Below are 24,908 nucleotides of genomic sequence, written 5' to 3' on the forward strand. Positions count from 1 at the left end.
GTGGATACTGGATCTTCAGTCCTGCAACCGCTAAATGGAGTGAGAATGGGTCAGGTAAAGCTTTATATTGAAAAAGAATTAAGCTGGTTATCCTTTAATGAACGGGTTTTGCAGGAAGCAGCAGACAAAAGCAATCCACTGATTGAGCGGATGCGCTTTCTGGGTATCTACTCCAATAATCTCGACGAATTCTATAAAGTGCGTTTCGCCGACCTCAAACGCCGCATTCTGATTGGTGAAGAGCAGGGTTCCGCCAGTACACCACGCCATCTGTTTAAGAAAATTCAGCAGCGGGTAATGAAGTCCGATCAGGAGTTTGATGCGTTATATAACGATCTGCTGCTGGAGATGGCACGTAACCAGATCTTCCTGATCAATGAACGTCAGCTTTCATCCAATCAGCAGGCGTGGCTGCGCCACTACTTCAAGCACGAGCTGCGTCAGCATATCTCGCCGATTCTGATCACCCATGAAACGGATCTGACCGAATTCCTTAAAGATGACTACACCTATCTGGCGGTAGAGATCATTCGCGGTGACAATATTCAGTATGCGCTGCTGGAAATTCCGTCCGACAAAGTCCCGCGTTTCATCAATTTACCGGCTGAGCCACCGCGCCGCCGTAAACCGATGATCCTGCTGGATAACATCCTGCGTTACTGCCTGGATGACATTTTTAAAGGCTTCTACGACTACGACGCGCTCAACGCCTATTCAATGAAAATGACGCGTGACGCCGAGTACGACCTGGTCACGGAGATGGAGTCGAGCCTGCTGGAGCTGATGTCCTCCAGCCTGAAGCAGCGACTGACGGCGGAACCGGTGCGTTTCGTCTACCAGCGCGATATGCCAGACACGATGGTGTCGCTGCTGTGCCACAAGCTTTCCATCTCAAACCTGGACTCCATCCTGCCAGGCGGCCGCTACCACAACTTCAAAGACTTTATCGGCTTCCCGAACGTCGGCAAAAACAACCTGGTGAACCGCCCGCTGCCGCAGATTCGCCACATCGGCTTTGATGGTTTCCGCAACGGCTTTGATGCGATTCGCAATCGCGACGTGCTGCTCTACTACCCGTACCACACCTTTGAGCATGTGCTGGAGCTGCTGCGTCAGGCGTCGTTCGACCCCAGCGTGCTGGCGATAAAAATCAACATCTACCGCGTTGCTAAACATTCCCGCATCATGGATGCGATGATCCATGCCGCCTATAACGGTAAAAAAGTCACGGTGGTGGTGGAACTGCAGGCGCGCTTTGATGAAGAAGCCAATATTTACTGGGCGAAACGCCTGACTGAAGCGGGCGTGCATGTCATTTTCTCCGCACCAGGCCTGAAGATCCACGCCAAGCTGTTCCTGATTTCACGCCGCGAAGGCGAAGAGATTGTGCGCTACGCGCATATCGGTACCGGCAACTTTAACGAGAAAACCGCGCGTCTCTATACGGACTACTCATTGCTGACCGCGGATGCGCGCATCACCAATGAAGTGCGTCGGGTGTTCAACTTTATTGAGAATCCCTACCGGCCCGTGACGTTCGATCATCTGATGGTCTCGCCGCAGAACTCGCGCCGGATGCTGTATGAGCTAATCGACACCGAAATTGCTAATGCGCAGCAGAATAAGCCCTGCGGCATTACTCTGAAAATCAACAATCTGGTGGACAAAGGTCTGGTTGATCGGCTTTATACAGCCTCCAGCGTAGGGGTGAAGGTCAATCTTCTGGTGCGCGGAATGTGCTCATTAATCCCTGACTTGCCCGGGATCAGTGAAAATATTCGTGTCATCAGTATTGTTGACCGTTATCTGGAACACGATCGCGTCTATATTTTTGAGAATGGCGGCGATAAGAAGGTGTTCCTCTCCTCCGCTGACTGGATGACACGTAACATTGATTACCGTATCGAAGTGGCAGTGGCGATTCTCGATCCCCACATCCGGCAGCGCATACTCGACATTATTGCTATTCAGTTGAGTGATACGGTGAAAGCCCGCATCGTCGATAAAGAGTTGAGTAACCATTACGTCCAGCGCGGCAATCGTCGTAAAGTGCGATCGCAGCTGGCCATTTATGATTACATCAAGAAACTGGAACAACCTGAATAAATCCTATGCCAATTTCTCATAAAAGTACGCCAAAACCCCAGGAGTTTGCGGCGATTGACCTGGGCTCGAACAGTTTCCATATGGTGATTGCGCGGGTTGTCGATGGTGCGATGCAGGTACTGGGCCGCCTTAAGCAGCGCGTCCATCTGGCTGACGGGCTGGATGCCCGGCACAACCTCAGCGAGGAAGCGATGGAGCGGGGGTTAGCCTGCCTGGCCCTGTTCGCCGAGCGCCTGCAGGGGTTCAGTCCGAGCAACGTGACGATTGTCGGTACCCACACGCTGCGCGAGGCGGTCAACGCCGAAACCTTCCTGCAACGTGCGGCCGAGGTGATCCCCTATCCGATCGAGGTGATTTCGGGCCATGAAGAGGCTCGCCTGATCTTTATGGGCGTTGAACATACCCAGCCGGAGAAAGGCCGCAAGCTGGTGATCGATATCGGCGGCGGATCAACCGAGCTGGTCATTGGCGAGGATTTTGAACCGCAACTGGTTGAGAGCCGACGCATGGGTTGCGTCAGTTTCGCCCAGCTCTATTTCCCGAAAGGTGAAATCAGCCGTGAAAACTTCCGTCGCGCCCGTTTAGCGGCCGCGCAGAAGCTGGAAACGCTGGCGTGGCAATATCGTCTGCATGGCTGGCAATATGCGCTGGGCGCGTCCGGCACCATCAAAGCCGCCTGCGAAGTGCTGCTGGCGATGGATGAAAAAGAGAAGCTGATTACGCCTGAGCGCCTCGAAAAGCTCTATGACGAGGTGATGAAACACAAATCCTTTGCTGCACTCAGCCTGCCGGGTCTGTCGGAAGAGCGTAAAGGTGTGTTTGTACCCGGGCTGGCGATTCTTTGCGGCGTATTTGATGCGCTGGCCATTCGCGAATTGCGCCTCTCCGACGGTGCGCTGCGTGAAGGCGTGCTCTATGAGATGGAGGGCCGTTTCCGCCATCAGGATATTCGCAGCCGTACGGCACAGAGTCTGGCGAACCATTACGCTATCGACAGCGATCAGGCACGACGCGTGCTCGACACCACCGAGCAGCTTTATCTGCAGTGGCGCGAGCAGAATCAGAAACTGGCGAATCCACAACTGGCCGCACTGCTGAAATGGGCGGCGATGCTGCACGAAGTAGGCCTGACCATCAATCACAGCGGCCTGCAACGCCATTCAGCCTATATTCTGCAAAACACCAACCTGCCGGGCTTCAATCAGGATCAACAGATGCTGCTGGCGGCGCTGGTCAGATTCCATCGTAAAGCGATAAAGCTTGATGAGCTGCCGCGCGTGACGCTGTTCAAGAAAAAGCAGTTTGTGCCGCTGATCTTCCTGCTGCGCCTGGGTACCCTGCTGAATAATCAGCGACAGGCCACCACGCGTCCGGAGGCGTTAACCCTGAAATGCGATGACGGCCACTGGACGCTGACCTTCCCGGCGGGCTATTTCACGCAGAACAACCTGGTTCAGCTCGATCTTGAACGGGAGCAGGTTTACTGGAATGACGTCACGGGATGGAAACTGATCCTCGAAGAAGAAGTCTGACAACACGGGCGCCTGGCGCCCGTTTAACTGAAATGATGAATATGACACAACCAACCGCACCCCTTTCAGGCGAAAACTATTTTGCCGAAACCTATGGTTTAACGCCGCCCCACTCCGAAGTGGTTGCGGCGCTGCCCCAGCTCAACGTCGGCAAGGCGCTTGACCTTGGCTGTGGCGTGGGACGCAATACGCTGTTTCTGAATCAGCACGGTTTTGACGTCACGGCGTGGGATCATAATCCGCAAAGCCTGGCGCGCCTGCAGGAGATTATTGCGCAGGAAAATCTCAGCGGCATTCATATCGAGCAGCGCGACCTGAACAACACGCGCTTTAATGGCGGCTTCAACTTTGTGCTATCGACTGTGGTGATGATGTTCCTGCAGCCGCAGACTATTCCGCAGCTGATTGCCGACATGCAGGCCTGTACGGTCAGAGACGGTTTTAACCTGATCGTGGCGGCGATGAACACGGACGATATGCCCTGCCCGGCTGATTTCTCCTTTGCGTTTAAATCAGGTGAGCTCAGCCACTACTACCGCAACTGGCACATCGTGAAGTACAACGAGCACCCCGGTCAGCTGCATCGCACAGATGAAAATGGCAACCGCATCACCTGTCGGTTTGCGACGCTGCTGGCGCAAAAAGCGAGTTACTGATCTTTATCTGCTGTTTTTTTCAACAGCGATTGATTTCATCAGGCGACTGTGACTAAATATTGCAGTCGCCCCAGATGGGGTCATTACAGGAACCACCCCGCGTGAACAGCGCTATTTCTCCCCGAAGACGTCAAAAAACCGGCACCATGACCCGCATTGTGTTGCTGATTAGTTTTATCATTCTTTTTAGTCGCCTGATTTTTATCCTGCCTGCTGCCTTCGAGCATCATCAGCAACAGAAAGCTATTCCTGAACCGGTTGCCATAACATCAGGCGATACGCGATAGCGAATAACCAATAACGACATTTCGCCTGAAACGCACCTGACACTTAAACGTTATCCAGATAACTGGACTCTTTTTTGCATCCCTTTTTCAGGCGAAACGCTACACTTCGTGCTGGTGCTTTCAGACTTAAGGGATCCAATGTGTCTGCCTCTCACTCTCAACGTTTAAGTGAAATACGTCATCGCATTCTGACGCTGCTGCTCAGCGAGCACGATCTGGTTGATGCCCTGCTGGAGAAATCGGGCGATCTCAATCCTGAACAGCAACGTGAAAATGCGGCCCAGCGTGACGCGCTGGAGCAGGACATTCTGCAACTGCATGCCGCTGACCTCGCGGATATTCTCGAAGCCCTGCCCGAAGAAGAACGTCAGGCGCTGTGGCGGCTGGTGCCGAACGAGCGGCGCGGCCATGTGCTGGTTGAAGCGTCTGAAACGGTCTGGGCAAGCCTCACCGAAGAGATGAGCGACCGCGATATCCTGCGCGCTATCCAGCCGCTGGATATCGACGATCAGGTCTGGCTGGCGCGTTATCTGCCACGTGACCTGACCGGACGCCTGCTGGCAACGGTGGAGCCCGCCCTGCGCGCCCGCATGCTCGATATGGTGCAGCTTGACCGTGACCGCGTAGGCCGGGTGATGGATTTCAATATCCTGACGGTGCGTGAAGATGTCACGCTTGCAACGGTGCAACGCTTTCTGCGCAAGCGCAAAAGCATGCCGGGCGGTACCGATAAACTCTTCATTACCAATAAAGATAATCAGCTGCTGGGCGAACTGCTGCTGACGGACATCCTGCTTAACAAACCCAAAACCCTGGTGAGCGACGTGATGAACGCGCGCCCTACCACCTTCCAGCTTAACGATAAGGCCGAAGACGCTGCCAGTGCCTTTGAACGTTATAACCTCATTTCAGCCGCCGTCACCGACGCCAAGGGCAAGCTGATTGGCCGCGTGACCATTGAAGACATCATCGACCTGGTGAATGCCGAAAACGAAAGCAACATTCGTAAAATGGGGGGTATCAGTCAGGAAGAGGATGTGTTCGCGCCGGTGCGTAAATCGGTACGTAAACGCTGGGCCTGGCTGGCGATTAATCTCTGCACTGCCTTTGTCGCCTCCCGGGTTATCGGGCTGTTTGAAGGGACGATTTCGCAAATCGTGGCGCTGGCCACGCTGATGCCGATCGTCGCGGGTATCGGCGGCAATACCGGTAATCAGACCATCACCATGATTGTGCGGGCGCTGGCCTTACATCAGGTTGAACCGGGCAACTTTTCGTTTTTGATCGTCCGCGAGCTTGGCGTGGCGCTGATCAACGGCCTGTTCTGGGGCGGCATCATGGGCGGCATCACCTGGCTGATGTATGACAATATGGCGCTGGGCGGCGTTATGATGCTGGCCATGGCGCTGAATCTGCTGCTGGCCGCGCTGATGGGCGTGCTGGTGCCGCTGGTCATGACTAAAATGAATCGCGATCCCGCCGTCGGCTCCAGCGTATTGATCACTGCCCTTACTGACACCGGCGGCTTCTTTATTTTCCTGGGGCTGGCGACGATCTTCCTGCTGCCGCACTAATCGTCAGGCTTGCAGGCCGTAACGTTGCAGCGACCCGTTAAGATTGCGCTGCCGCGTTACCTGTGCCAGCTCTCGGGTCGCCGCAGGCAGCGTATAGTTACCACGCTGACTCAGCCACTCCAGCACATCCGCTAAGTGCCAGATGGCGGTTTTACCGTCATGCACCGGCAGCGGAAACGGCGGGCGGTGGCTGAGCATCAGCTTACGCATATTCTGACGCGTCATGCCGATGATGTCCGCAACATCCGTCAATCCCACAAAATCGGGTGCGGCTTCCACCAGCGTGGCCCCCGGTATCGCACGCAGCACATCCTCTTCTGCCTGCTTCAATACATCCGTTGCAGAGTCGGACTCCCGGGTGAACTCCAGTGCAATTCTGCCCGGCATGCCCAGGCCGATTAGCGCATCATCACAGCCTGCCGCTGCCAGCGTTTCCAGCAGTTCATCCACCGGCGCATGCCCTTCCGGCAGGCTGAACCGTAATGTGAAACAATATTCCATATGCTTCTCCTTGTGCTGCATCAGGACTTCAGATAGTGACAGTTGTCGACCACGCGTCGCAGCGCGCGGGCATGCTGATGTGCGTTTTTTGGTGTGATCCAGATACAGGTCAGACAAAACTCCCCACATCGGCACATCAACAGATTTTTCGGACAGTACATTTTGCCCCAGGCGTGATGGCCTCCCGTGACGACCAGCCAGCCATGGGATTCGGCGTAACGTAACGCCGTTTCGATCTCTTTGTTGGGATGCCGCTTCCTTGCCATGTTTTTCCCTATCCTGACGCCGAATTGATAAGTTGTCAACTGACAACCTGATGAAATTATCTTAGTGCGGCTCAGCATGCGCAGACTTTTTCTCGCAGTAAAACAGTCAGGGTATAAACTGGAAAACGTCACACAAAAAACGATCAGCGCCAGAAGTCATCTGGCAGCAGAAACGATTAACAACGGAGGCAATATGTTTAAAGCAGATGATTTTGTTCAGTCGAAAACCGGCGGCCCGAAAATGCAGGTGCTGCGCGTAGAAGGCGACACCTTATGGTGTGCACGCGTTGATGATGCGGCGAAAAAAGAGATCGAAGTGAAAGCAGAGAGCGTCAATCTCTATCACGAAGAGGGTGACTTTGGCGTGTGCTGAGGTGAAACGGCCCCTGACGGGGCCAGACTGTCAGGGCTTATCCTGCTGAAGGTTGTCATTTCCCAGACCGCCAATAAACGGCAGACGCAGCCGGAACGGTGTGAAATCGACTCCCATGTTCAGACCCAGCAGATTGACTTCAAGTCCCTCTTCTGCACCCAGCGTCACTCCCGCCACGCCCAGAATCGACACCTGCAGGCCGCGCCCGGATGGCGGCAGCCCGACCGGACGCCACAGTGGCCGGTAATCTTTTCCCAGCGCGTTAGCGGGCAGATCAAGCCTTAAAGCGGGTACTTCGCGGCCAATATGCGCCAGGAAGGTGTTGCTGTTTGGTCCAGGCCAGGCGCGATAGGTTGTCGGCCACGGATAGGATTTAATGGCGGCTTCAATCTGCGGGATCATCGCTTCTGCTTCCGGTCCGCGATGTTCCACCAGCAGCCGCGGTTTTGCGCCATACCAGTAGCCATCAGGCAGGTTGGTGTTGCGCCGGACTTTATCGCCGCTGCCCCAGCTAATCACTTCGTAGCGAGTGAAACGCGTTTCACCTGCGCGCTTGAAGATGATCCACGGATGCACCGCCACCGCCCCTTTCCAGCCGTAAGTCGGCGCAGCATAGACCTGTACGATAGCCAGGCTATATAAAGCGCGCGGGTCGGGCGCTATCCCGGCCGAATCGCGGCGAGCCGACCACCAGCCGCCCTGCTCTGTGGTATCGCTGTGACGCGTCGCCTGCGCGATGCTGGCTCCCAGCGATAGCAGCAGTACGGCAACAAAAAACAGGCTGAACACTTTAAGTGAGAGCATGACAACATTCCTGGTGACGTAAGAATCGCGAAACGCCTGTTCAGCAGGCAGTTTCAGTAAGCGGCGGCTTTGGGATACGGACGATCGATGAAAGCGGCGGATAAAAGCGGGACACAAATGACGTCAGTTGCGGGCTTTTACTGCATGGAGGATAGCGTAATTTCCGGCAAAGTGAATAATAAAACGCCAGCGGCGAGGCGGGATGCGCTGAAAAGTTAAAACGGCGAGTCTGCGCACGGTCAGAGCAATAAAAAAAGCCCGCTGAGGAGCGGGCTGCAGACTTATCAGGGATTAACTGGCTGAGGCCAGGTTATCCCACTCCATTATAAAATAAATTAAAATTAATCGAAATAACAGTCACTTAGAAAGTCGATCTTTCTCGATACCATAATCTATACCATGCGGAGATTTTTTTTATTTTTTCTGCTCATCGACGTTTATTAAGCTCAGGCTCATACTGAGAAGACTCTCGCACAACATGAATCAAATATAAAATTAAAAATAAAAATCAGTATGTTAGGAAAATTTATGCACAACCTCCATTTGAACTCCTAAGCAGATTCTACCGTCCATGACATCTCTTGTATTTCATGCCACTGCCACATGGACAAGGGACATTACGGCCAATCTTTTTGCTCTTGCGACCAAAGTGGACTTGTTTTTCCCGTTCGAGATTGACCGTACGTTCAGGATTGGCAATTCTCGCCGCGTCTTCATAAATGTGTGCGTTTTCTGCTGTTTGCTCCGTCGGTATGTAAATTTTGAAAGACCGCGCCTGGACATAAGTACCATCGGCACTAACTTCAGCCACAACGCCAATGACGTTAGTAGCCTTGGCGCTCAACGCAACTGCGCTAGCCTTATTGTTCACCTTAGTCCAGTCAATTGGATGACCATGCCGTTGAAGCCAAACGAAGAGCGGTACACCGTCCCCGCCCAGAACAAAGTAACGAACGGGATGCTGAATCAGTGTTTTTCGAAGGTCGGACAGCATCTTGGCCAGATTATTCCGGCCTTCCTCTCCTAGGTCACGGATATGACTCTCTGCTGAAAGCCAGCCGCTAGCTCGGGTGCTATCGAGTGCTCCAAGCAGCTTCAGAACCTCCTCCGGGAACTTCTGACTTGGGAACGGTTTGCTTTCCCACTCCTCACCTTCGAAGGTCCTGTCGACGATGTCACTCATGCCATCCCAGATAACCATGTTCGCTTTCTCTTCCTTCAACTGCTCGATAATATCCTGATCAAAACGGTTCTTCTTCAGGTAAGCACCCAAGTGATCGAACTCGTCGAAGAGATGAGCCCCGCGTATTCCGGCCACGGTTTGCCGCACCTCCAAGTAATGGACGAACTCCCCGGGTGTGGGCAAGAGTCGCTTGAGCACAAACAAATCGTCGATGGACAGTGAAATGAAAGCATGCTTTCCAAGTAAAGGCTCAACCTGCGGTAATTCTTTACAGTACGTGGAAAAGGGCGAGAACGACTCGACTGTCAACCCAATCGGCACCATCACCCGGTAGTCAGAGCGACGCACACGACAACACTCTTCGTATTTGCCATTCACGAGGTGATAGAGGGACACTTCATCCGCCGAATTCATATAATTGAAGAAGCGCGCACATTGTTTATATGCCTTGAGTACTAAGTCCTGCACTGATTGAGCATGGCGGCCAAAATCAAGCGCCGGTGATGCAATGGTGGCAGCTGCACCAGCCTTAGCCTCAACTAGTAACAGCACATCATCGACCAGGATTAGAGTATCGTTTTCGGACCACTGCTTGCTATCAGGATCCTTGTAGTAAACCTCCTGAAGAACTGTGGCTCCCGGAAGCTGGGCATAGAGAATGTCGGCAAAGGCTGCTTCGCTCATCATTTTCTGCCTATCTTTAAAGGCCTTATTGTAATCCGGCTTTCGCTGAAGGAGATTAAATAGGAGCGCACGATACCCCGCATCGCGAGCAAAACAGGGATCGACCGCGTAGTAGTCCGACCCAAGCTGAATTAGAGGTTTCTTACGTGCTGGCAGTGTCCGAAAGGGTGTCCCCTTAAAATCGCCCGCTGCGAAGAACTCAGTATCTTCTCCTCGCTGGTATGACAAGTCTGCTAGCAATGTCGGTGGCAAATTCGTGTGACGGCTTACATTGGCAATACCGCCGCGAAGCATATCCTCCATCGCCCCCCGGGCCGCTTTGGACTGCTCCTCATTTTCAGCAATCCATGACTCCATAGCGTCTTCCATAGACTTACTTTGCTCTATAGAAAAAGCTTTTACCGCCTCAAACTGCTTCATCATCTCAATGATTGCGTTGGCCTGCCCAGAACGAGTAGCGTCGGCAATGGCCTGAAAGCCTTCCGCAATATCGGTGGCACCAATGCCGTACACCTCCTCCAAAACATCATTGTGAGGCGCCAGAACGTAGCGATAGAACTCGCCCTCCAAAACTTGATAACGATTCCCGCGTATCATGACCCAAGTGGATTTCGCACGGAATTCAATGTCGGCCGTATTAGGACCGAAGATGCCATCTTTGGTATCAGCAGAGGTGGCCATAGCATAGAACATGGCCTGCTCTCTCAGTTTTCGGCTACGTTCAAACAACTCAGCGCACAGTGCTTCGTCGAATTCCATATCCGCAGGAGCGGCCTCAGATGCCAGAACCGCGTGAACATACTCCAGTAAGAACTGGGTTTCATTAACTACGTCAGCTGGGCTACCCTCTTGGCCTTGCTTTTCGCCCCCAATTTGGTTTCCCATTTTTTTCATCATGTGCTGAGCGTAGATGTACCCGAGCAAATCATGCGGAGGCATTTTGACAATCAACTCACGCATTCGGTCAGCAATGGATTCCATATCCTTCAATAAAGAAGCTACAGCCTTCTTTCGATCTACTTCCATATTCATTCTTATCACCCCATTTTGAACTACTGATCTTTCGAGCACCATAATGCTCACTCGTCAATCATATCAGCTCAGTCCTGCATCTTGGCTTTACGCTGTTCACGATAATCAGCTTTCTTATATATCGCCCTTACTCTGGTTACGTCGAGGTTTCGAGCACTTACTGTAGTGGATAATTTTTGTCGGGGTGCCTACCTTGTGATTGCATACTGAATATGGCCGCCTGCATAGTGGGGATATTGTAAATAGACCCGTTTTAGTTACACGCACTTTTTGAGATCTCGGCCGGATGGTTTTGCAATCGATATTCCTCCGGTGTCAGGTTGTTCAGTGATTCATGTGGACGTTAATAGTTATATTCTAAAAACCACCGCCCTGTAGTTTGTCGTACTTTGTTCAGTGTCCTAAACATATTGACATCGAGTATTTCAGTGCGATATGTCCGGTTAAATCGTTCAATAAATGCGTTCTGAGTCGGTTCACCCGGTTTAATAAATTTTCGCTTCACTGCGTGCTTTTCTGCCCACTAAGCCAGAGTCAGTGAAATAAATTCCGGGCCGTTATTCATGCGAAGCATCGCGCGAAATCCCCGGTTTGCTGCGATCCTGTCGAGCGCCCGAACCACTCATTGAGACGGCAGGTTCATGGTTCGATAGACAAAGCCTCGCGATTAAATTCATCGACTACAATGAATGTGCGAAATCAATGGCCGCAAATTAGCGCGCCATGCATCAAATCAACAAACAAACTCTGGTTCAGATCTTCAGGTGTGGTCGTCGGCGATGGGTTACGTACCGGAAGACGCTGTTTGCCTTTGCGACGAAAATTCAGTTTGAACAGGCAGTAAATACGGTGGGTCCGTTTATGGTTCCACTGGTATCCCTGCTGCCGCAGAACCTTAAACAGCTTCGGGAAGCCGTATCGTGGATATTTTTCTGCAGCCGTCTGCAACGTGCAAATAACGGGTTCGTCACGTGTGCGAGCGACAACCTTTACTAATGACGTTCACCGGTAAATCCAGTTTCAGCGCCGGCACTCCATGAGCATTGTGCGCCAGAAACGTATTGCTGTTGGGTCCTGGCCACGCATGATAAGTGGTGGGCCACGTATAGGAATTTATCGCAGCTTCAATCTGCGGGATCATCGCCTGCGCGGCAGCACCGCGGTGCTTAACCAGTACTCGTGGCCGCGCTCCGTTCCAATAACAGTCCAGCAGATTGCAATTCAGCCGCACTTTATCGCCGCTGCCCTAGCTGATTACATGATAGCGGTTGTAGTACGTTTCGCCGGCACGCTTGTAGATGATCCACGGATGAACCGCCACCACGCCTTTCCAGCCATAAGTGGGTGCGGCGTACACCTGCACGATGGCTTAACGGGCGTAACGCTGCGGATTGAGTTCCAGTCTGGCGGAATTAGGCCGCGCGCTGGCACAGCCGCCGCGTTCACTATTCAGCTCGCCGCTGCGCGTGGCCTGCACCAAGCTGGTCGCCAGCGACAGCAGCACCACGGCAAGAAAAAGCGAGTAGAAACGCTTTCAGTGGAAACCTCGACTGCATTTTTTGAGTAATAATTCACCCGCCATTAGAATCGAATCGTGGTAAGTTATATTGTCCAAAAAAAGCAACTTTAAGTATCAAAATATATAATATTTTTAACCACTTTCATTAACTAAAAACTGACTCAAACTTTAAATAATAATCACTCCATCTTTTACACCTTGGATAATATTCTGATATCACTTTTAATAGTCTCGAAGAAATTAATAAGGCAATCTGGCGTTCTCACGTATTGCGCCAAAGAAGAAAGCATATGATCATGCAAAGATGGATTATCAAGTTTTAAGTTATAAGAAAATCGATCTTCAACCTCTTTAGTGAGAAAACTATTATCTTTAAGGAGCTTCACAAATTCTTTTAAAAAACCTATCTCCTGCTTGCCTCTAAACCTTGCTCCTGGATTACTCAGAACTTCCTTAACCTGAGCATTACTCTTCAAAAAATGAATAAACTTTATCCTTTCTATTTTTTTTAAATTATTAAACTCGCTTTTCCAGTTCAATTTAATTAAAACATCACCCTCTACAATATCGATATTTATTTTTAATATTTTATCGAGACTTACTTTTTTAGTGATAAATCCCTTCCTAATGTATAGAAATATAATATTTGCAATAATTAGCCTTCTGTTACTGTGAAATAATGACTGAAGTTCAAGGTATCTCACCGTAAGATATTCTAAAATTTCACTGCGATGGGGGATTTTATAGTTACTTAAACCGCATTCACCAACCAACATCTTCCTTACAGTCGCTGGTTCACAATAAATATTTTCAATAGAATAAGAAGGCGTGGTATAAACATCTTTCTCGCGTATCTCCTCATCAAAATCTTTATCAATCATAAAAAAAGTCTTATCCGTACAATATATAGGATTATCTTTGATAGCACGTCGTAACTCTAAGACTTTACTTTTTCCACCAACAGAGAGAAAATCCCATTTATCATAAAAAAAATTTGCTATCTTAGATGTATAAAACTTTGGATCATCTTTTCCTTCAATTATAAATATTAGCTGTTCATTTCCCCTAACCCTAGAGTATTCTAAGAAGAACACTTCAGTATCATCCATACTTTCTGTCAGGTATTTTACTCGTGACATTACTCCCCCTCCTTTTCCAAAAAGTAGGATTGGAGATCAGACGTATACTTTGTTAGTCCAGAAAAAATAAACGGACTATGTGTCATAGCCAACAACATTGAACAACTTTCACACTCCATAACATCTTTGATAAGAATTTTCTGCCATTCCACTGAAAGAGACAACTCAGGTTCATCAAATAATATGAAATACCGGCTATCTCTTTCAAGGATTAGTGTCGAAAATAATGAAACGATCTGTTTTTCACCGGAAGATAACTCCCCAAATTTTATTTGCTCATCTCTCTCTAATGAAGTAATGACAACACTAATCGATGTTGCATCATAGGTCATTTTTTTGTTCTTAAAATATTTAGAGCAAACTTCCGAAAATCTCGTTAAAGCTTTATCTTTAGTTTGCTGTTCAAAAAAAGCATTATACATCTTTGAAAGGAAGTAGATGAGGGTGTCATTTTCCTTTTTGCCAACTTCATATTTATTCTTAACTAAACTTATTATTTTATTCTTATCAGATGGTGTTAATGAGCGACCAAATCGATTAAGTAAAAGCTCAATATCATCAGAATTATTGATAATAATAGATCTATCATCATCATTAACTGTTAGGCCATTGACAAGCCTATTTAAAATTTCACTATTAATACGTGACATTGAATCGTTCGATGAAGTGAGTATTTCCTTCTTTATAGACTCTAACTTGTCTTCAACATCCGTCAAACCAAACTGAATATAATCCTGACCTTGTTTTTCCTTATCAACATTCAAAGAAGACAATAAATCCTCTACTCTCCTATAAGTTGGAAGATACAATGTCTTAAGAGTAAACTTCTCTTCTATTTGTTGAAAAAAATCCATTTTTTTAACACCCAGAAGAAGTGATTCCTTTTCTTCAAAAAGATCTCTTATTGCCATCATACTAAAAGGCAAAGAGGATCTTATTCCTTCTGGATGACTTAGTTGAGATTTAGAATTCACTTCATAATAATTTTTTAGTTTAGTTCTAATGGCATTCAAATTACTTTCTGACATTATTATTTCAATTATATTTGAAAGCTCCTCTTGAGAAACTCTTTCAGAAATATGCCGATAAGCCTTTGATTCCCAATCATAGTCCAAATCTGACTTCATAATAGAAATTGGTTCAGATGAACTCGCGAATTTTATCTCTACACTACCAAAATTAACATCTCTAAGTTTTTTAATATTCCCATTTAATGTAGCATCAATAATTTTTAATATAGTTGTTTTGCCTTGACCATTTTCGGACAGCAATATTTTATATAAATCGTAAAAATCCAATCTAACATTTTTGTATCCATGCATATTTCCAATGAAAAAGTACTCAATTGGTGGAACCATCCCAAACTCCTTTTATTATAAATAAAATAAATACAAGCATCATATATTTATACAAAAAGATGCATGAAGGCAAGAAAAGACGCATAAAAAAGCCCGCAGTTACGCGGGCTTAGAGATGTTTTACTGCTTATACGTGCAGGCTGTTGCCAGACGTTAAATCATTCCCACTCAATCGTCGCTGGTGGCTTACCGCTGATGTCATACACCACGCGGGAGATGCCGTCGACTTCATTGATGATGCGGTTAGAGACACGACCCAGGAAATCATACGGCAGGTGTGCCCAGTGTGCGGTCATAAAGTCGATGGTTTCCACCGCACGCAGCGAGACAACCCAGTCATATTTACGGCCATCGCCCATCACGCCGACTGAACGTACCGGCAGGAAGACGGTGAAGGCCTGGCTGACTTTGTTATAGAGATCCGCTTTATGCAGCTCTTCAATGAAGATGGCATCGGCACGGCGCAGCAGGTCGCAATACTCTTTCTTCACTTCGCCCAGCACGCGCACGCCCAGACCTGGGCCCGGGAACGGATGGCGATAGAGCATGTCGTAAGGCAGGCCCAGCTCCAGACCAATCTTACGCACTTCATCTTTGAACAGCTCACGCAGCGGCTCAACCAGGCCCATCTTCATCTCTTTCGGCAGGCCGCCGACGTTGTGATGCGATTTGATGACGTGCGCCTTACCGGTTGCAGAGGCCGCAGACTCAATAACATCCGGATAGATGGTGCCCTGTGCCAGCCACTTAACGTCCTGCAGCTTCAGCGCTTCTTCGTCGAAGACTTCCACAAAGACGCGACCGATAATTTTACGTTTCGCTTCCGGCTCATTCTCACCTGCCAGCGCGTCGAGGAAGCGCGCTTCGCCTTCAACGTGAATAATGTTAAGGCCGAAGTGGTCGCCAAACATATCCATAACCTGTTGTGCTTCGTTCAGGCGCAGCAGCCCGTTATCTACGAACACGCAGGTCAGACGGTCGCCAATGGCGCGATGCAGCAGCATTGCCGTCACGGAGGAGTCAACACCACCAGACAGGCCGAGGATCACTTTGTCGTTGCCGACCTGAACACGCAGGCGTTCAACCGCATCTTCAATAATTTTGGCTGGCGTCCACAGGGCTTCACACTCACAGATGTCGATAACGAAGCGCTCAAGCATCCGCAGGCCCTGGCGGGTATGGGTCACTTCCGGGTGGAACTGCACGCCGTAGAAACGCTTCTCTTCGTTAGCCATGATGGCGAACGGACAGGTTTCTGTGCTGGCAACGGTCACGAAGTCAGCCGGGATCGCCGTGACTTTGTCGCCGTGGCTCATCCAGACATCCAGCAGCGGTTTGCCAGCGGCGCTGATCGCATCTTCAATATCGCGAACCAGGGCGCTTGGCGTCGTCACTTCAACCTGCGCATAACCAAACTCGCGCTCGGTTGAGCCAGCAACGGTGCCGCCCAGCTGCATCGCCATCGTCTGCATACCGTAGCAGACACCCAGCACCGGCACGCCAGCGCTGAAGACATATTCAGGCGCACGCGGGCTGTTCAGTTCGGTGGTGCTTTCCGGGCCACCGGAAAGGATGATGCCGCTTGGATTGAACTGGCGAATCTGCTCTTCGGTGACATCCCATGCCCAGAGTTCACAGTAAACGCCCAGCTCGCGCACGCGACGTGCAACCAGCTGAGTATATTGTGAGCCGAAATCGAGAATCAGAATGCGATGCTTATGGATATTTTCCGTCGTCATTGAGGGTTTTCCAGAACGGTGACTTGAACAATAAAAGCGCCCGGCTGAAGCCGGGCGGGAAATCGTGATTATGAACCCATGCGGTAGTTCGGTGACTCTTTGGTGATGGTCACATCATGCACGTGGCTCTCATTGATGCCGGCGCCGCTGATGCGGACAAACTCCGCCTTAGTGCGCAGGTCATCAATGGTCGGGCAACCGGTCAGGCCCATGCACGAGCGCAGGCCGCCCATCTGCTGATGCACGATCTCTTTCAGACGGCCTTTATAGGCCACGCGACCTTCGATACCTTCCGGCACCAGTTTGTCAGCGGCGTTATCGGTCTGGAAGTAGCGGTCAGAAGAGCCTTTAGACATCGCGCCCAGTGAACCCATACCGCGATAGGATTTGAACGAACGGCCCTGATAAAGTTCGATCTCGCCCGGTGACTCTTCGGTCCCCGCCAGCATCGAACCGACCATGACACAGGACGCACCGGCGGCGATCGCTTTCGCGATGTCACCGGAGAAACGGATACCGCCATCGGCAATCACCGGAATACCGGTGCCTTCCAGCGCGGTGACTGCGTCAGAGACGGCAGTGATCTGCGGAACGCCCACGCCGGTCACGATACGGGTAGTACAGATAGAGCCCGGGCCGATACCCACTTTAACGGCGCTGACACCTGCCGCAACCAGCGCCAGTGCGCCGGCACCGGTGGCTACGTTGCCGCCGACGATTTCAAGGTCCGGGTATTTGGCACGGGTTTCACGGATACGTGACAGCACGCCTTCAGAATGGCCGTGTGAAGAGTCAATCAGCAGCACGTCAACGCCCGCTGCAACCAGCGCATCGATACGCTCTTCGTTACCTGCACCTGCGCCAACTGCCGCACCGACACGCAGACGACCCTGCTCATCTTTACAGGCGTTAGGTTTACGTTCGGCTTTCTGGAAATCTTTAACGGTGATCATGCCCAGCAGATGGAAGCTGTCATCCACCACCAGCGCTTTCTCAACGCGCTTTTCATGCATCCTGTGCAGCACCACATCGCGCGCTTCGCCCTCTTTTACCGTCACCAGACGATCTTTCGGGGTCATGACTGCAGAGACAGGCTGTGAAAGGTCAGTGACAAAGCGCACGTCACGACCGGTGATGATACCCACCAGTTCGTTGTCGCGGTTAACCACCGGATAGCCCGCAAAGCCGTTGCGCTCGGTCAGCGCTTTAACGTCAGCCAGTGGGGTGGTTGGCAGAACGGTCTGTGGTTCAGTCACCACGCCGCTTTCATGTTTCTTCACCTTGCGCACTTCGTCCGCCTGGCGTTCGATTGACATATTTTTATGGATGAAGCCAAGGCCGCCTTCCTGTGCCAGCGCAATCGCCAGACCCGACTCGGTCACGGTGTCCATGGCAGCGGAGAGCATAGGAATATTTAAACGGATATTTTTGGTCAGCTGAGTGCTGAGATCGGCCGTATTCGGCAGGACGGTGGAGTGTGCAGGGACGAGCAGAACGTCGTCAAAAGTGAGTGCTTCTTTAGCGATTCTTAACATGGCAATACTCCACCTCGGGTGATTGAGAATAGATAAAATATTGCCGCGGCATTATACAGGCCGTAATCGATTGCCTCCAGCATTATTTACGAAAAACTCTTGATCCGCACTGACAGCCCTGTAGTATCGATGAATTAACCTGCTGATTTGGAATTTGATCTTCGTCACATGTCGCTGCCACCCATCGCCAATATTTTTACCGTCAGCCGTCTCAATACGACAGTGCGTCAGCTGCTGGAGAAAGAGATGGGCCTGGTCTGGATCAGCGCCGAGATCTCCAACTTCACGCAACCGGCATCCGGTCACTGGTACTTCACGCTGAAAGATGATGGCGCTCAGGTTCGCTGTGCTATGTTCCGCAACAGTAACCGACGCGTTACCTTTCGTCCGCAGCATGGTCAGCAGGTGCTGGTTCGCGCCAACATCACTCTCTATGAGCCACGCGGTGACTATCAGCTGATTGCAGAAAGTATGCATCCGGCGGGTGAAGGCTTGCTGCAGCAGCAGTTTGAACTGCTGAAAGCAAAACTGGCTACCGAAGGACTGTTTGATCCGCAGCATAAGCAACCGCTGCCGGAACCGGCGCGTCAGGTCGGGGTGATCACCTCTTCCACCGGCGCGGCGCTGCACGATGTGTTACGCGTGCTGCATCGCCGTGATCCCTCTCTGCCCGTGGTCATCTACCCGACCGTGGTTCAGGGCGTCGATGCGCCAGCGGCTATCGTCCGCGCAATTGAAATCGCCAACCTGCGCAACGAGTGCGACGTCTTAATTGTCGGACGCGGCGGCGGTTCGCTGGAAGATTTGTGGGGCTTTAACGATGAACGCGTGGCGCGCGCCATTTTTGCCAGCCGCATTCCCATCGTCAGCGCGGTGGGTCATGAAACCGATGTCACCATTGCCGACTTCGTTGCCGATTTACGCGCGCCCACCCCTTCCGCCGCGGCTGAAATTGTCAGCCGTAACCAGCTGGAGTTGCTGCGTCAGTTGCAGTCACAGCAACAGCGGCTGGAGATGGCGATGGATTACTACCTGGCACGTCAGCAGCGGCTTTACTCCCGCCTTGAACATCGTCTGCAACAGCAGCATCCGCAGCTGCGTCTGGCCCGTCAGCAGACCGCCCTGTTCCGCCTGCAGCAGCGACTGGGAGAAGCGATGGAAACCCGCCTGCGTCAGGCCACGCGTCAGCAGGATCGCCTGTCGCATCGACTCAATGCCCAGCAGCCTCAGCAGCGGCTGTTCGATGCGCAAAAACAGCTGCAAAGCTGGCACTACCGCCTGCAGCAGAGCATGACAAAACAGCTGAGCACCAGCAAACAGCACTTTGGTCAGTTGGTGGCGCAGCTGGAAGGCGTCAGCCCGCTGGCGACGCTGGCGCGCGGTTTTAGCGTGACCACCGACACCGCCGGACAGGTGGTGAAGAAAACCGCACAGCTCCAGAGCGGCGACCTGCTCCGTACCCGTCTTGATGATGGCTGGGTTGAAAGCCAGGTGACGCAGTTACTGCCTGAGAAAAAGCGCCGCCGCAAAACCGCCTCCTGACTCTGCCCGTCAGCTCACACTTTTACACTTAACGCTGGCCTTACTAATGAGGTCTAACCAGCCTGACGGGTCTATACTTTCTGGCACATTCTCTGTCGCCAGGGCGTTTCAGATGGCTTGCCAACGTTGTTGCCTAAGAAAAGCGCCGCCGCAAAACCGCCTCCTGACACTGCTCGTCAGCTCACACTTTTACACTTAACGCTGGCCTTACTAATGAGGGCTAACCAGCCTGACGGGTCTATACTTTCTGGCACATTCCCTGTCGCCAGGGCGTTTCAGATGGCTTGCCAACGTTGTTGTCTCAGAAAAGCGCCGCCGCAAAACCGCCTCCTGACTCTGCCCGTCAGCTCACACTTTTACACTTAACGCTGGCCTTACTAATGAGGTCTAACCAGCCTGACGGGTCTATACTTTCTGGCACATTCCCTGTCGCCAAGGAGTTTCAGATGGCTTATTGCGTTATTCCTCCCTATATCCTTCGCAAAATCATCGCGCACGGTTCCGGCCACCAGCAGGAGCAGGCGCGTCGCACCCTGACACACGTCCAGCACCTGATGGCGGAACACTGGCAAAAGCAGCCGGTGGCAAAATCCGCGGCAGGCGGCCACGTGGATCGTGAAATTTATGATGCGCAAAGTCAGCAGACCCTGCCAGGTAAGTTGATTCGTCAGGAGGGCCAGCCCGGCAATGACGACGTGGCGGCTGAGGAAGCCTGGAACTATCTTGGCGTAACCTATGACTTCTTCTGGCAGGCTTATCAGCGTAATTCGCTGGATAATCAGGGGCTGAAATTGCTCGGTACCGTGCACTACGGTGACAAATACCAGAACGCCTTCTGGAACGGTCAGCAAATGGTATTTGGTGATGGTGACGGCGAAATCTTTAATCGCTTCACCATTGCGATTGACGTTGTGGCGCACGAACTGGCGCATGGCGTGACGGAAAATGAAGCCGGCTTGATCTACTTCGAGCAGGCTGGTGCACTGAACGAGTCGCTGTCAGATGTGTTTGGCTCGCTGGTGAAACAGTTCAGTAAAAAACAGCGCGCCGATGAGGCGGACTGGATTATCGGCGAAGGCCTGCTGGCAAGCGGCATCAATGGGCGTGGTCTGCGATCGATGTCTGAACCTGGCTCGGCCTATGATGACCCGATGCTGGGCAAAGATCCGCAACCGGCACACATGGATCACTACGTGAAGACACGTGAAGATAATGGCGGGGTTCATATCAACTCCGGCATCCCTAACCGGGCTTTTTATCTGGCAGCAACAGCGCTGGGTGGTTATGCGTGGGAACAGGCGGGATATGCCTGGTACGATACGGTGTGTGACGACGAACTGCCACAGGATGCTGACTTTAAGACCTTTGCCCGCTTCACCGTTCAGCATGGTAAAAAACGGTTCAACGAATCGGTCGGCAGTGCCATTGAACAGGCGTGGAAGGAGGTTGGCGTGCTATGAGTGACCTGCCCGAACTCACTGATGACGCCACCATCATCGTCGCGCGTGAAGGCGGCATGGCCTTTATTCCGGGGCTACGCGCCGAACGACGCTTTATGCTGGGCGATCTGCCGCCGCCAGAAAGAGAACGCGTCTGCCATGCGCTGCAGCAGGCGATGCCGCTGGGCGAACCTGAGGAGAAAGCCGCGCAGGTGGGCAGTGGCGACCAGCGCTATTTTCGCATCCAGATTCAGTATGCAACCCACCGCGAGGTCGGGACGATAGTGCTGTTGATTCCGGAACAGGTGGCGCCACCTGAGTTGCAGGCGCTGTGGCGCGACGGCAAATAAGCAAAAAAAAGGGCCGACTATGTCGGCCCTCAGACTGCTGATAATTCGATGTGCATCTGTTAGCAACAAATGAGCTTAAAGCGAAGGTAATACGTTCAGAGGAGGAAAGCGTCCCGCGCCATGGACGGCGCGGGCCGAGCAGTCATGGATGACGATTTTGCGACTTTCCGATCTGACCGTGTTCCCTGAGCATGCTCGGTCTTACAGCGAACCAGGCAAGACTTTTCCGTAAAAAAGGGCCGACTATGTCGGCCCTTTTCATTAAGTGTTGTTACTTACTGTCTGGCAGTGCGTAAGCAATCACATAATCACCACGGTCCGGTGACTGACGTGCGCCACCTGCCGAGATCAGGATGTACTGCTTTCCATCTTTCGGTGAGACGTAGCTCATCGGGCCACCCTGACTGCCCACCGGCAGACGTGCTTTCCACACCTCTTTCCCGGTTGAAGAATCAAAGGCGCGCAGATAGTAATCCTGCGTACCCGCGATGAACACCAGGCCGCCCTGCGTGGCCAGCGTACCGCCCAGCGTTGGCATGCCAACCGGCATTTTCACGCGCATCTTGATACCGAATGGTCCGGTATCCTGCACCGTGCCGACCGGCACCTGCCAGACGATTTTCTGCGTTTTCATGTCAATCGCCGACAGCGTACCAAATGGCGGTTTCTGACATGGGATACCCAGCGGTGACATAAAGCGATTTTTATTCACAGCATATGGCGTGCCTTTCAGCGGAACGGCACCCATACCGGTGTTGATCGCTTCGCCGCCGTTGCTGCCACGCGCAATATTGCTGGTATCAGCCGGAATCATCTGAACCCACAGACCCAGACGCATATCATTGACGAACAACAGGTGGTTGTTCGGATCGACCGACATGCTGCCCCAGTTCATACCGCCCAGCGAACCCGGGAAGCTCAGAGACTTGTCGGTGTCCGGCACGGTGAACAGGCCATCATAGCGCATGGATTTGAAGCCAATGCGGCAGGCCAGCTGATCAAACGGCGTGGCACCCCACATGTCAGACTCTTTCAGCGTCTGGTTGCCAATCTGCGGCATCCCGGTCGAGTGTGGCTGCGTTTTGGTGTACTGCTCGTTCGGGATATGACCCTGCGGCATCGGCAGTTCTTCGACTTTGGTCAGCGGCTTGCCGGTCATACGGTCAAGCACGAAGATCATGCCGGTTTTGCCGCCAATCACTACCGCAGGTGTGGTAGTGCCATCTTTTTGCGGGAAGTCGATCAGGCTTGGCTGCATCGGCAAGTCAAAGTCCCACAGATCGTTATGCACGGTCTGATAAACCCACTTCTCTTTACCGGTCGTGGCATCCAGCGCCAGAACCGATGCGCCATATTTGTGATCCAGTTCAGTACGGTTCGCACCCCAGAGGTCAACCGACGAACTGCCCATTGGAATGAACACGGTGTTCATTGCCGGGTCGTAAGACATTGGCGCCCATGAGTTCGGCGTACTGCGGGTATAATCTTTACCCGGCATCAATATCGCATTCGGGTCAACATTGCCTGGGTCAAACGCCCAGCGCATCTGGCCGGTGATAACGTCAAAGCCACGCAATACGCCACCCGGCATATCCGTCTGCACGTTATCCGCTACGCGACCGCCGACCACCACAGTGGTGCCAGCCAGGGTTGGCGCTGAGGTCAGCTGATATTGCGGATCCGGTGCCTTGCCCATGCCCGCTTTGAGATCAACGATGCCGTGATCGCCAAAGTTTTCACAGAACTCACCGTTGTCAGCATTGATCGCAATCAGACGCGCGTCGATGGTGTTCATCAGAATACGACGCTGACAGCTGTCACCGGCTGGCAACACTGCGGCAGTCACAGGTGAAGACCCCGGCTTATCTGGCTGCTGCAGCGGTTTTGTGGCGTCAAAGTAAGCCAGACCACGACAGCGCGGCCAGACTTCCGCTTTGGCATTGATTTCACGTTTCCAGATCTGCTTACCGCTGTTGGCTTCAACGGCGATGACGTTGTTGTGCGGTGTGCAGAGATAAAGGGTGTTGCCAATCTGCAACGGTGTCTGCTGATCTTCTGCGCCGTTGCCGGTCGGGCTGACAGGGGTATCACCGGTGCGGAAGGTCCAGGCCACCTGCAGATCTTTCACGTTGTCGCGGGTGATTTGATCCAGCGCCACAAAGCGGCTGCCCTGCGGAGTATTACCGTAGTTATCCCAGTCTTTCTGCTGTTTCGCTTTATCTACCGGGATCAGCGGCAGCTCTTCGCCCGTGCCTGCAACGGTAGGATGTGGCTGGAACATCTGCACCAGCGTAACAACCATGCCTGCCGCCAGCAGCGCAGAGAACGCATAAGAGGGTTTTGCCAGTGAGTGCTTACCTTCATGCTTACGCAGTGAAGGCCAGATCAGGAAGGCAAGCAGCATCAGTCCGGCAGGCACCATCAGGCGTGATACCAGCGGCCAGAACTCCAGGCCCGCGTCGAACAGCGACCAGATCAGGGTGCCGACAAAGACCAGCAGGAACAGAACCACTGCCGAGGATTTGCGACGGAAGAACTGAATTGCGGAGAGTACAGTGACGATACCCGCAATTAAAAAGTACCCGCTGCCACCAAGTGCAACCAGTTTGCCGCCGCCAATTGTAAAAAACAGACCGGTGGCAAGCAGCACCAGTCCGAGCAGCACGGATGCTATTCCCAGCCCCTTTCCGGAGCGGGAGGATGTTTCAGCCATAATACTTACTCTCCTGAATAAACAGAGCGCCCGGACAGATGCCATCCGGACGCCGGCGCGTTAAGACAGTCCGCGCCAGGCATCGCTCGGTTTCAAATCGAATATAAACAGACCCGCGTCCGTGAAATCGAGGGGCCGGAAGAACACGGATGTGGCTTGCCCCTCCCACGACGCGGCAGGATTGTACCACCTGGTACATTACAGAGTGAACATCTACAACCCATTTGTTACGGCGCAATAGCATTTTTGCTACAAAATGAGCCAGTCGTCGCTCTGAATTCTCAGACGTTTTAAGCGTAGCTGAAAGCGGCGTCAGTGACCTGGCGGCTGGAAAAGGACGCGCTTGCGGGAGATAAGGCCATGTCCGTTCCGGCAAAAATAGTCCACCGCGCCGCAGGCTTTGAGCACCTCAAGCGGTTGATGACACGCCGGACAGCAGGGTTGTGCGGGGTAATGCGTACCGCAGGTATTACAGATAAATTCACCGTCACTGAGCGACAGCGGTTGCTGACATTTTTCGCAAATAATAGTCACTATTTTCTCCCTGCTCCGGTTTATTCAGAGCAAAAAAAAGAG

Annotated in this window: 19 protein-coding genes and 2 pseudogenes; 9 read left to right on the plus strand and 12 right to left on the minus strand. The window is 52.0% G+C overall.

Annotated features, from left to right (window positions below; all coding sequences use genetic code 11):
• Window positions 1–45: 45 nt before the first annotated feature.
• From ppk1 to mgtE, 5 genes are all read left to right on the plus strand, one after another.
• A complete protein-coding gene (gene ppk1, locus NR195_RS15515) occupies window positions 46–2,106 on the plus strand; it encodes a polyphosphate kinase 1 (protein ID WP_010260075.1) in 2,061 nt (686 codons plus the stop codon).
• A 5-nt stretch (window positions 2,107–2,111) separates the two neighbouring features.
• Window positions 2,112–3,638 carry an exopolyphosphatase gene (gene ppx, locus NR195_RS15520; protein WP_010260078.1) on the plus strand — a complete coding sequence of 509 codons (1,527 nt, stop codon included), beginning with the start codon at window positions 2,112–2,114 and terminating at the stop codon, window positions 3,636–3,638.
• A gap of 41 nt (window positions 3,639–3,679) precedes the next feature.
• Window positions 3,680–4,294 carry a tellurite resistance methyltransferase TehB gene (gene tehB / locus NR195_RS15525; protein ID WP_256844690.1) on the plus strand — a complete coding sequence of 205 codons (615 nt, stop codon included), beginning with the start codon at window positions 3,680–3,682 and terminating at the stop codon, window positions 4,292–4,294.
• A 101-nt stretch (window positions 4,295–4,395) separates the two neighbouring features.
• Window positions 4,396–4,581, plus strand: a complete 186-nt coding sequence (locus NR195_RS15530) for a YfgG family protein (protein ID WP_010671331.1) — start codon at window positions 4,396–4,398, stop codon at window positions 4,579–4,581.
• 140 nt (window positions 4,582–4,721) lie between these two features.
• On the plus strand, window positions 4,722–6,155 hold the full coding sequence (mgtE, locus tag NR195_RS15535) for a magnesium transporter (RefSeq protein ID WP_010671330.1): 1,434 nt from the start codon (window positions 4,722–4,724) through the stop codon (window positions 6,153–6,155).
• A gap of 3 nt (window positions 6,156–6,158) precedes the next feature.
• Here mgtE and NR195_RS15540 read toward each other — a convergent pair whose 3' ends face one another.
• On the minus strand, window positions 6,159–6,656 hold the full coding sequence (locus NR195_RS15540; protein ID WP_256844691.1) for an AlpA family transcriptional regulator: 498 nt from the start codon (window positions 6,654–6,656) through the stop codon (window positions 6,159–6,161).
• A 20-nt stretch (window positions 6,657–6,676) separates the two neighbouring features.
• Window positions 6,677–6,922 (minus strand): hypothetical protein, encoded by a 246-nt coding sequence (locus tag NR195_RS15545; RefSeq protein WP_256844692.1) that lies wholly within the window; start codon window positions 6,920–6,922, stop codon window positions 6,677–6,679.
• A 193-nt stretch (window positions 6,923–7,115) separates the two neighbouring features.
• Between NR195_RS15545 and NR195_RS15550 the strand changes: the two genes are divergently transcribed.
• Complete coding sequence (locus tag NR195_RS15550) at window positions 7,116–7,295, plus strand: DUF2158 domain-containing protein (RefSeq protein ID WP_256844693.1); 180 nt, start codon at window positions 7,116–7,118, stop codon at window positions 7,293–7,295.
• Window positions 7,296–7,325: 30 nt separating this feature from the next.
• Here the strand turns inward: NR195_RS15550 and NR195_RS15555 are convergent, their stop codons facing one another.
• The 8 genes and pseudogenes from NR195_RS15555 to guaB all read right to left on the minus strand — a co-directional run bounded on the left by NR195_RS15555 (window position 7,326) and on the right by guaB (window position 18,288).
• Window positions 7,326–8,099, minus strand: a complete 774-nt coding sequence (locus tag NR195_RS15555) for a DUF3750 domain-containing protein (protein WP_033788083.1) — start codon at window positions 8,097–8,099, stop codon at window positions 7,326–7,328.
• A 562-nt stretch (window positions 8,100–8,661) separates the two neighbouring features.
• Window positions 8,662–10,998: an SEC-C metal-binding domain-containing protein gene (locus tag NR195_RS15560; protein WP_256844694.1), complete on the minus strand. Its 2,337-nt coding sequence runs from the start codon at window positions 10,996–10,998 to the stop codon at window positions 8,662–8,664.
• A 253-nt stretch (window positions 10,999–11,251) separates the two neighbouring features.
• A pseudogene (locus NR195_RS15565) lies at window positions 11,252–11,973 on the minus strand (IS3 family transposase); the annotation flags it as partial.
• Between the two features lie 4 nt (window positions 11,974–11,977).
• Window positions 11,978–12,505, minus strand: a pseudogene (locus NR195_RS15570) (DUF3750 domain-containing protein); the annotation flags it as partial.
• A gap of 203 nt (window positions 12,506–12,708) precedes the next feature.
• Window positions 12,709–13,656, minus strand: coding sequence for a DUF4435 domain-containing protein (locus tag NR195_RS15575; protein WP_256844695.1), 948 nt, complete (start codon window positions 13,654–13,656; stop codon window positions 12,709–12,711).
• Complete coding sequence (locus NR195_RS15580; protein WP_256844696.1) at window positions 13,656–15,014, minus strand: AAA family ATPase; 1,359 nt, start codon at window positions 15,012–15,014, stop codon at window positions 13,656–13,658. Before NR195_RS15580 ends, NR195_RS15575 begins: the two co-directional genes overlap by 1 nt.
• Window positions 15,015–15,172: 158 nt before the next feature.
• The gene (guaA, locus tag NR195_RS15585) at window positions 15,173–16,753 is read right to left on the minus strand and encodes a glutamine-hydrolyzing GMP synthase (protein WP_010671325.1); all 1,581 of its coding nucleotides are present in this window, start codon (window positions 16,751–16,753) and stop codon (window positions 15,173–15,175) included.
• A gap of 68 nt (window positions 16,754–16,821) precedes the next feature.
• Window positions 16,822–18,288: an IMP dehydrogenase gene (gene guaB, locus NR195_RS15590; RefSeq protein ID WP_010671324.1), complete on the minus strand. Its 1,467-nt coding sequence runs from the start codon at window positions 18,286–18,288 to the stop codon at window positions 16,822–16,824.
• A 168-nt stretch (window positions 18,289–18,456) separates the two neighbouring features.
• Between guaB and xseA the strand changes: the two genes are divergently transcribed.
• From xseA to NR195_RS15605, 3 genes are all read left to right on the plus strand, one after another.
• Entirely contained in the window at window positions 18,457–19,830 is a 1,374-nt protein-coding gene (gene xseA, locus NR195_RS15595; RefSeq protein WP_033758621.1) for an exodeoxyribonuclease VII large subunit, read from the plus strand.
• Between the two features lie 446 nt (window positions 19,831–20,276).
• On the plus strand, window positions 20,277–21,290 hold the full coding sequence (locus tag NR195_RS15600) for a M4 family metallopeptidase (protein WP_022624128.1): 1,014 nt from the start codon (window positions 20,277–20,279) through the stop codon (window positions 21,288–21,290).
• A complete protein-coding gene (locus NR195_RS15605; RefSeq protein ID WP_010671321.1) occupies window positions 21,287–21,619 on the plus strand; it encodes a protealysin inhibitor emfourin in 333 nt (110 codons plus the stop codon). The genes NR195_RS15600 and NR195_RS15605 overlap by 4 nt, the downstream gene beginning before the upstream one ends.
• 271 nt (window positions 21,620–21,890) lie before the next feature.
• On the opposite strand, the gene NR195_RS15610 is transcribed toward NR195_RS15605, so the two are convergent.
• Complete coding sequence (locus NR195_RS15610; RefSeq protein ID WP_256844697.1) at window positions 21,891–24,332, minus strand: glucose/quinate/shikimate family membrane-bound PQQ-dependent dehydrogenase; 2,442 nt, start codon at window positions 24,330–24,332, stop codon at window positions 21,891–21,893.
• A gap of 312 nt (window positions 24,333–24,644) precedes the next feature.
• Complete coding sequence (locus NR195_RS15615) at window positions 24,645–24,866, minus strand: zinc ribbon domain-containing protein (protein WP_010257531.1); 222 nt, start codon at window positions 24,864–24,866, stop codon at window positions 24,645–24,647.
• Window positions 24,867–24,908: the final 42 nt, after the last annotated feature.

Source organism: Pantoea sp. Ft-CA_14, assembly GCF_024520875.1.
Classification (GTDB): Bacteria; Pseudomonadota; Gammaproteobacteria; order Enterobacterales; family Enterobacteriaceae; genus Pantoea; species Pantoea agglomerans.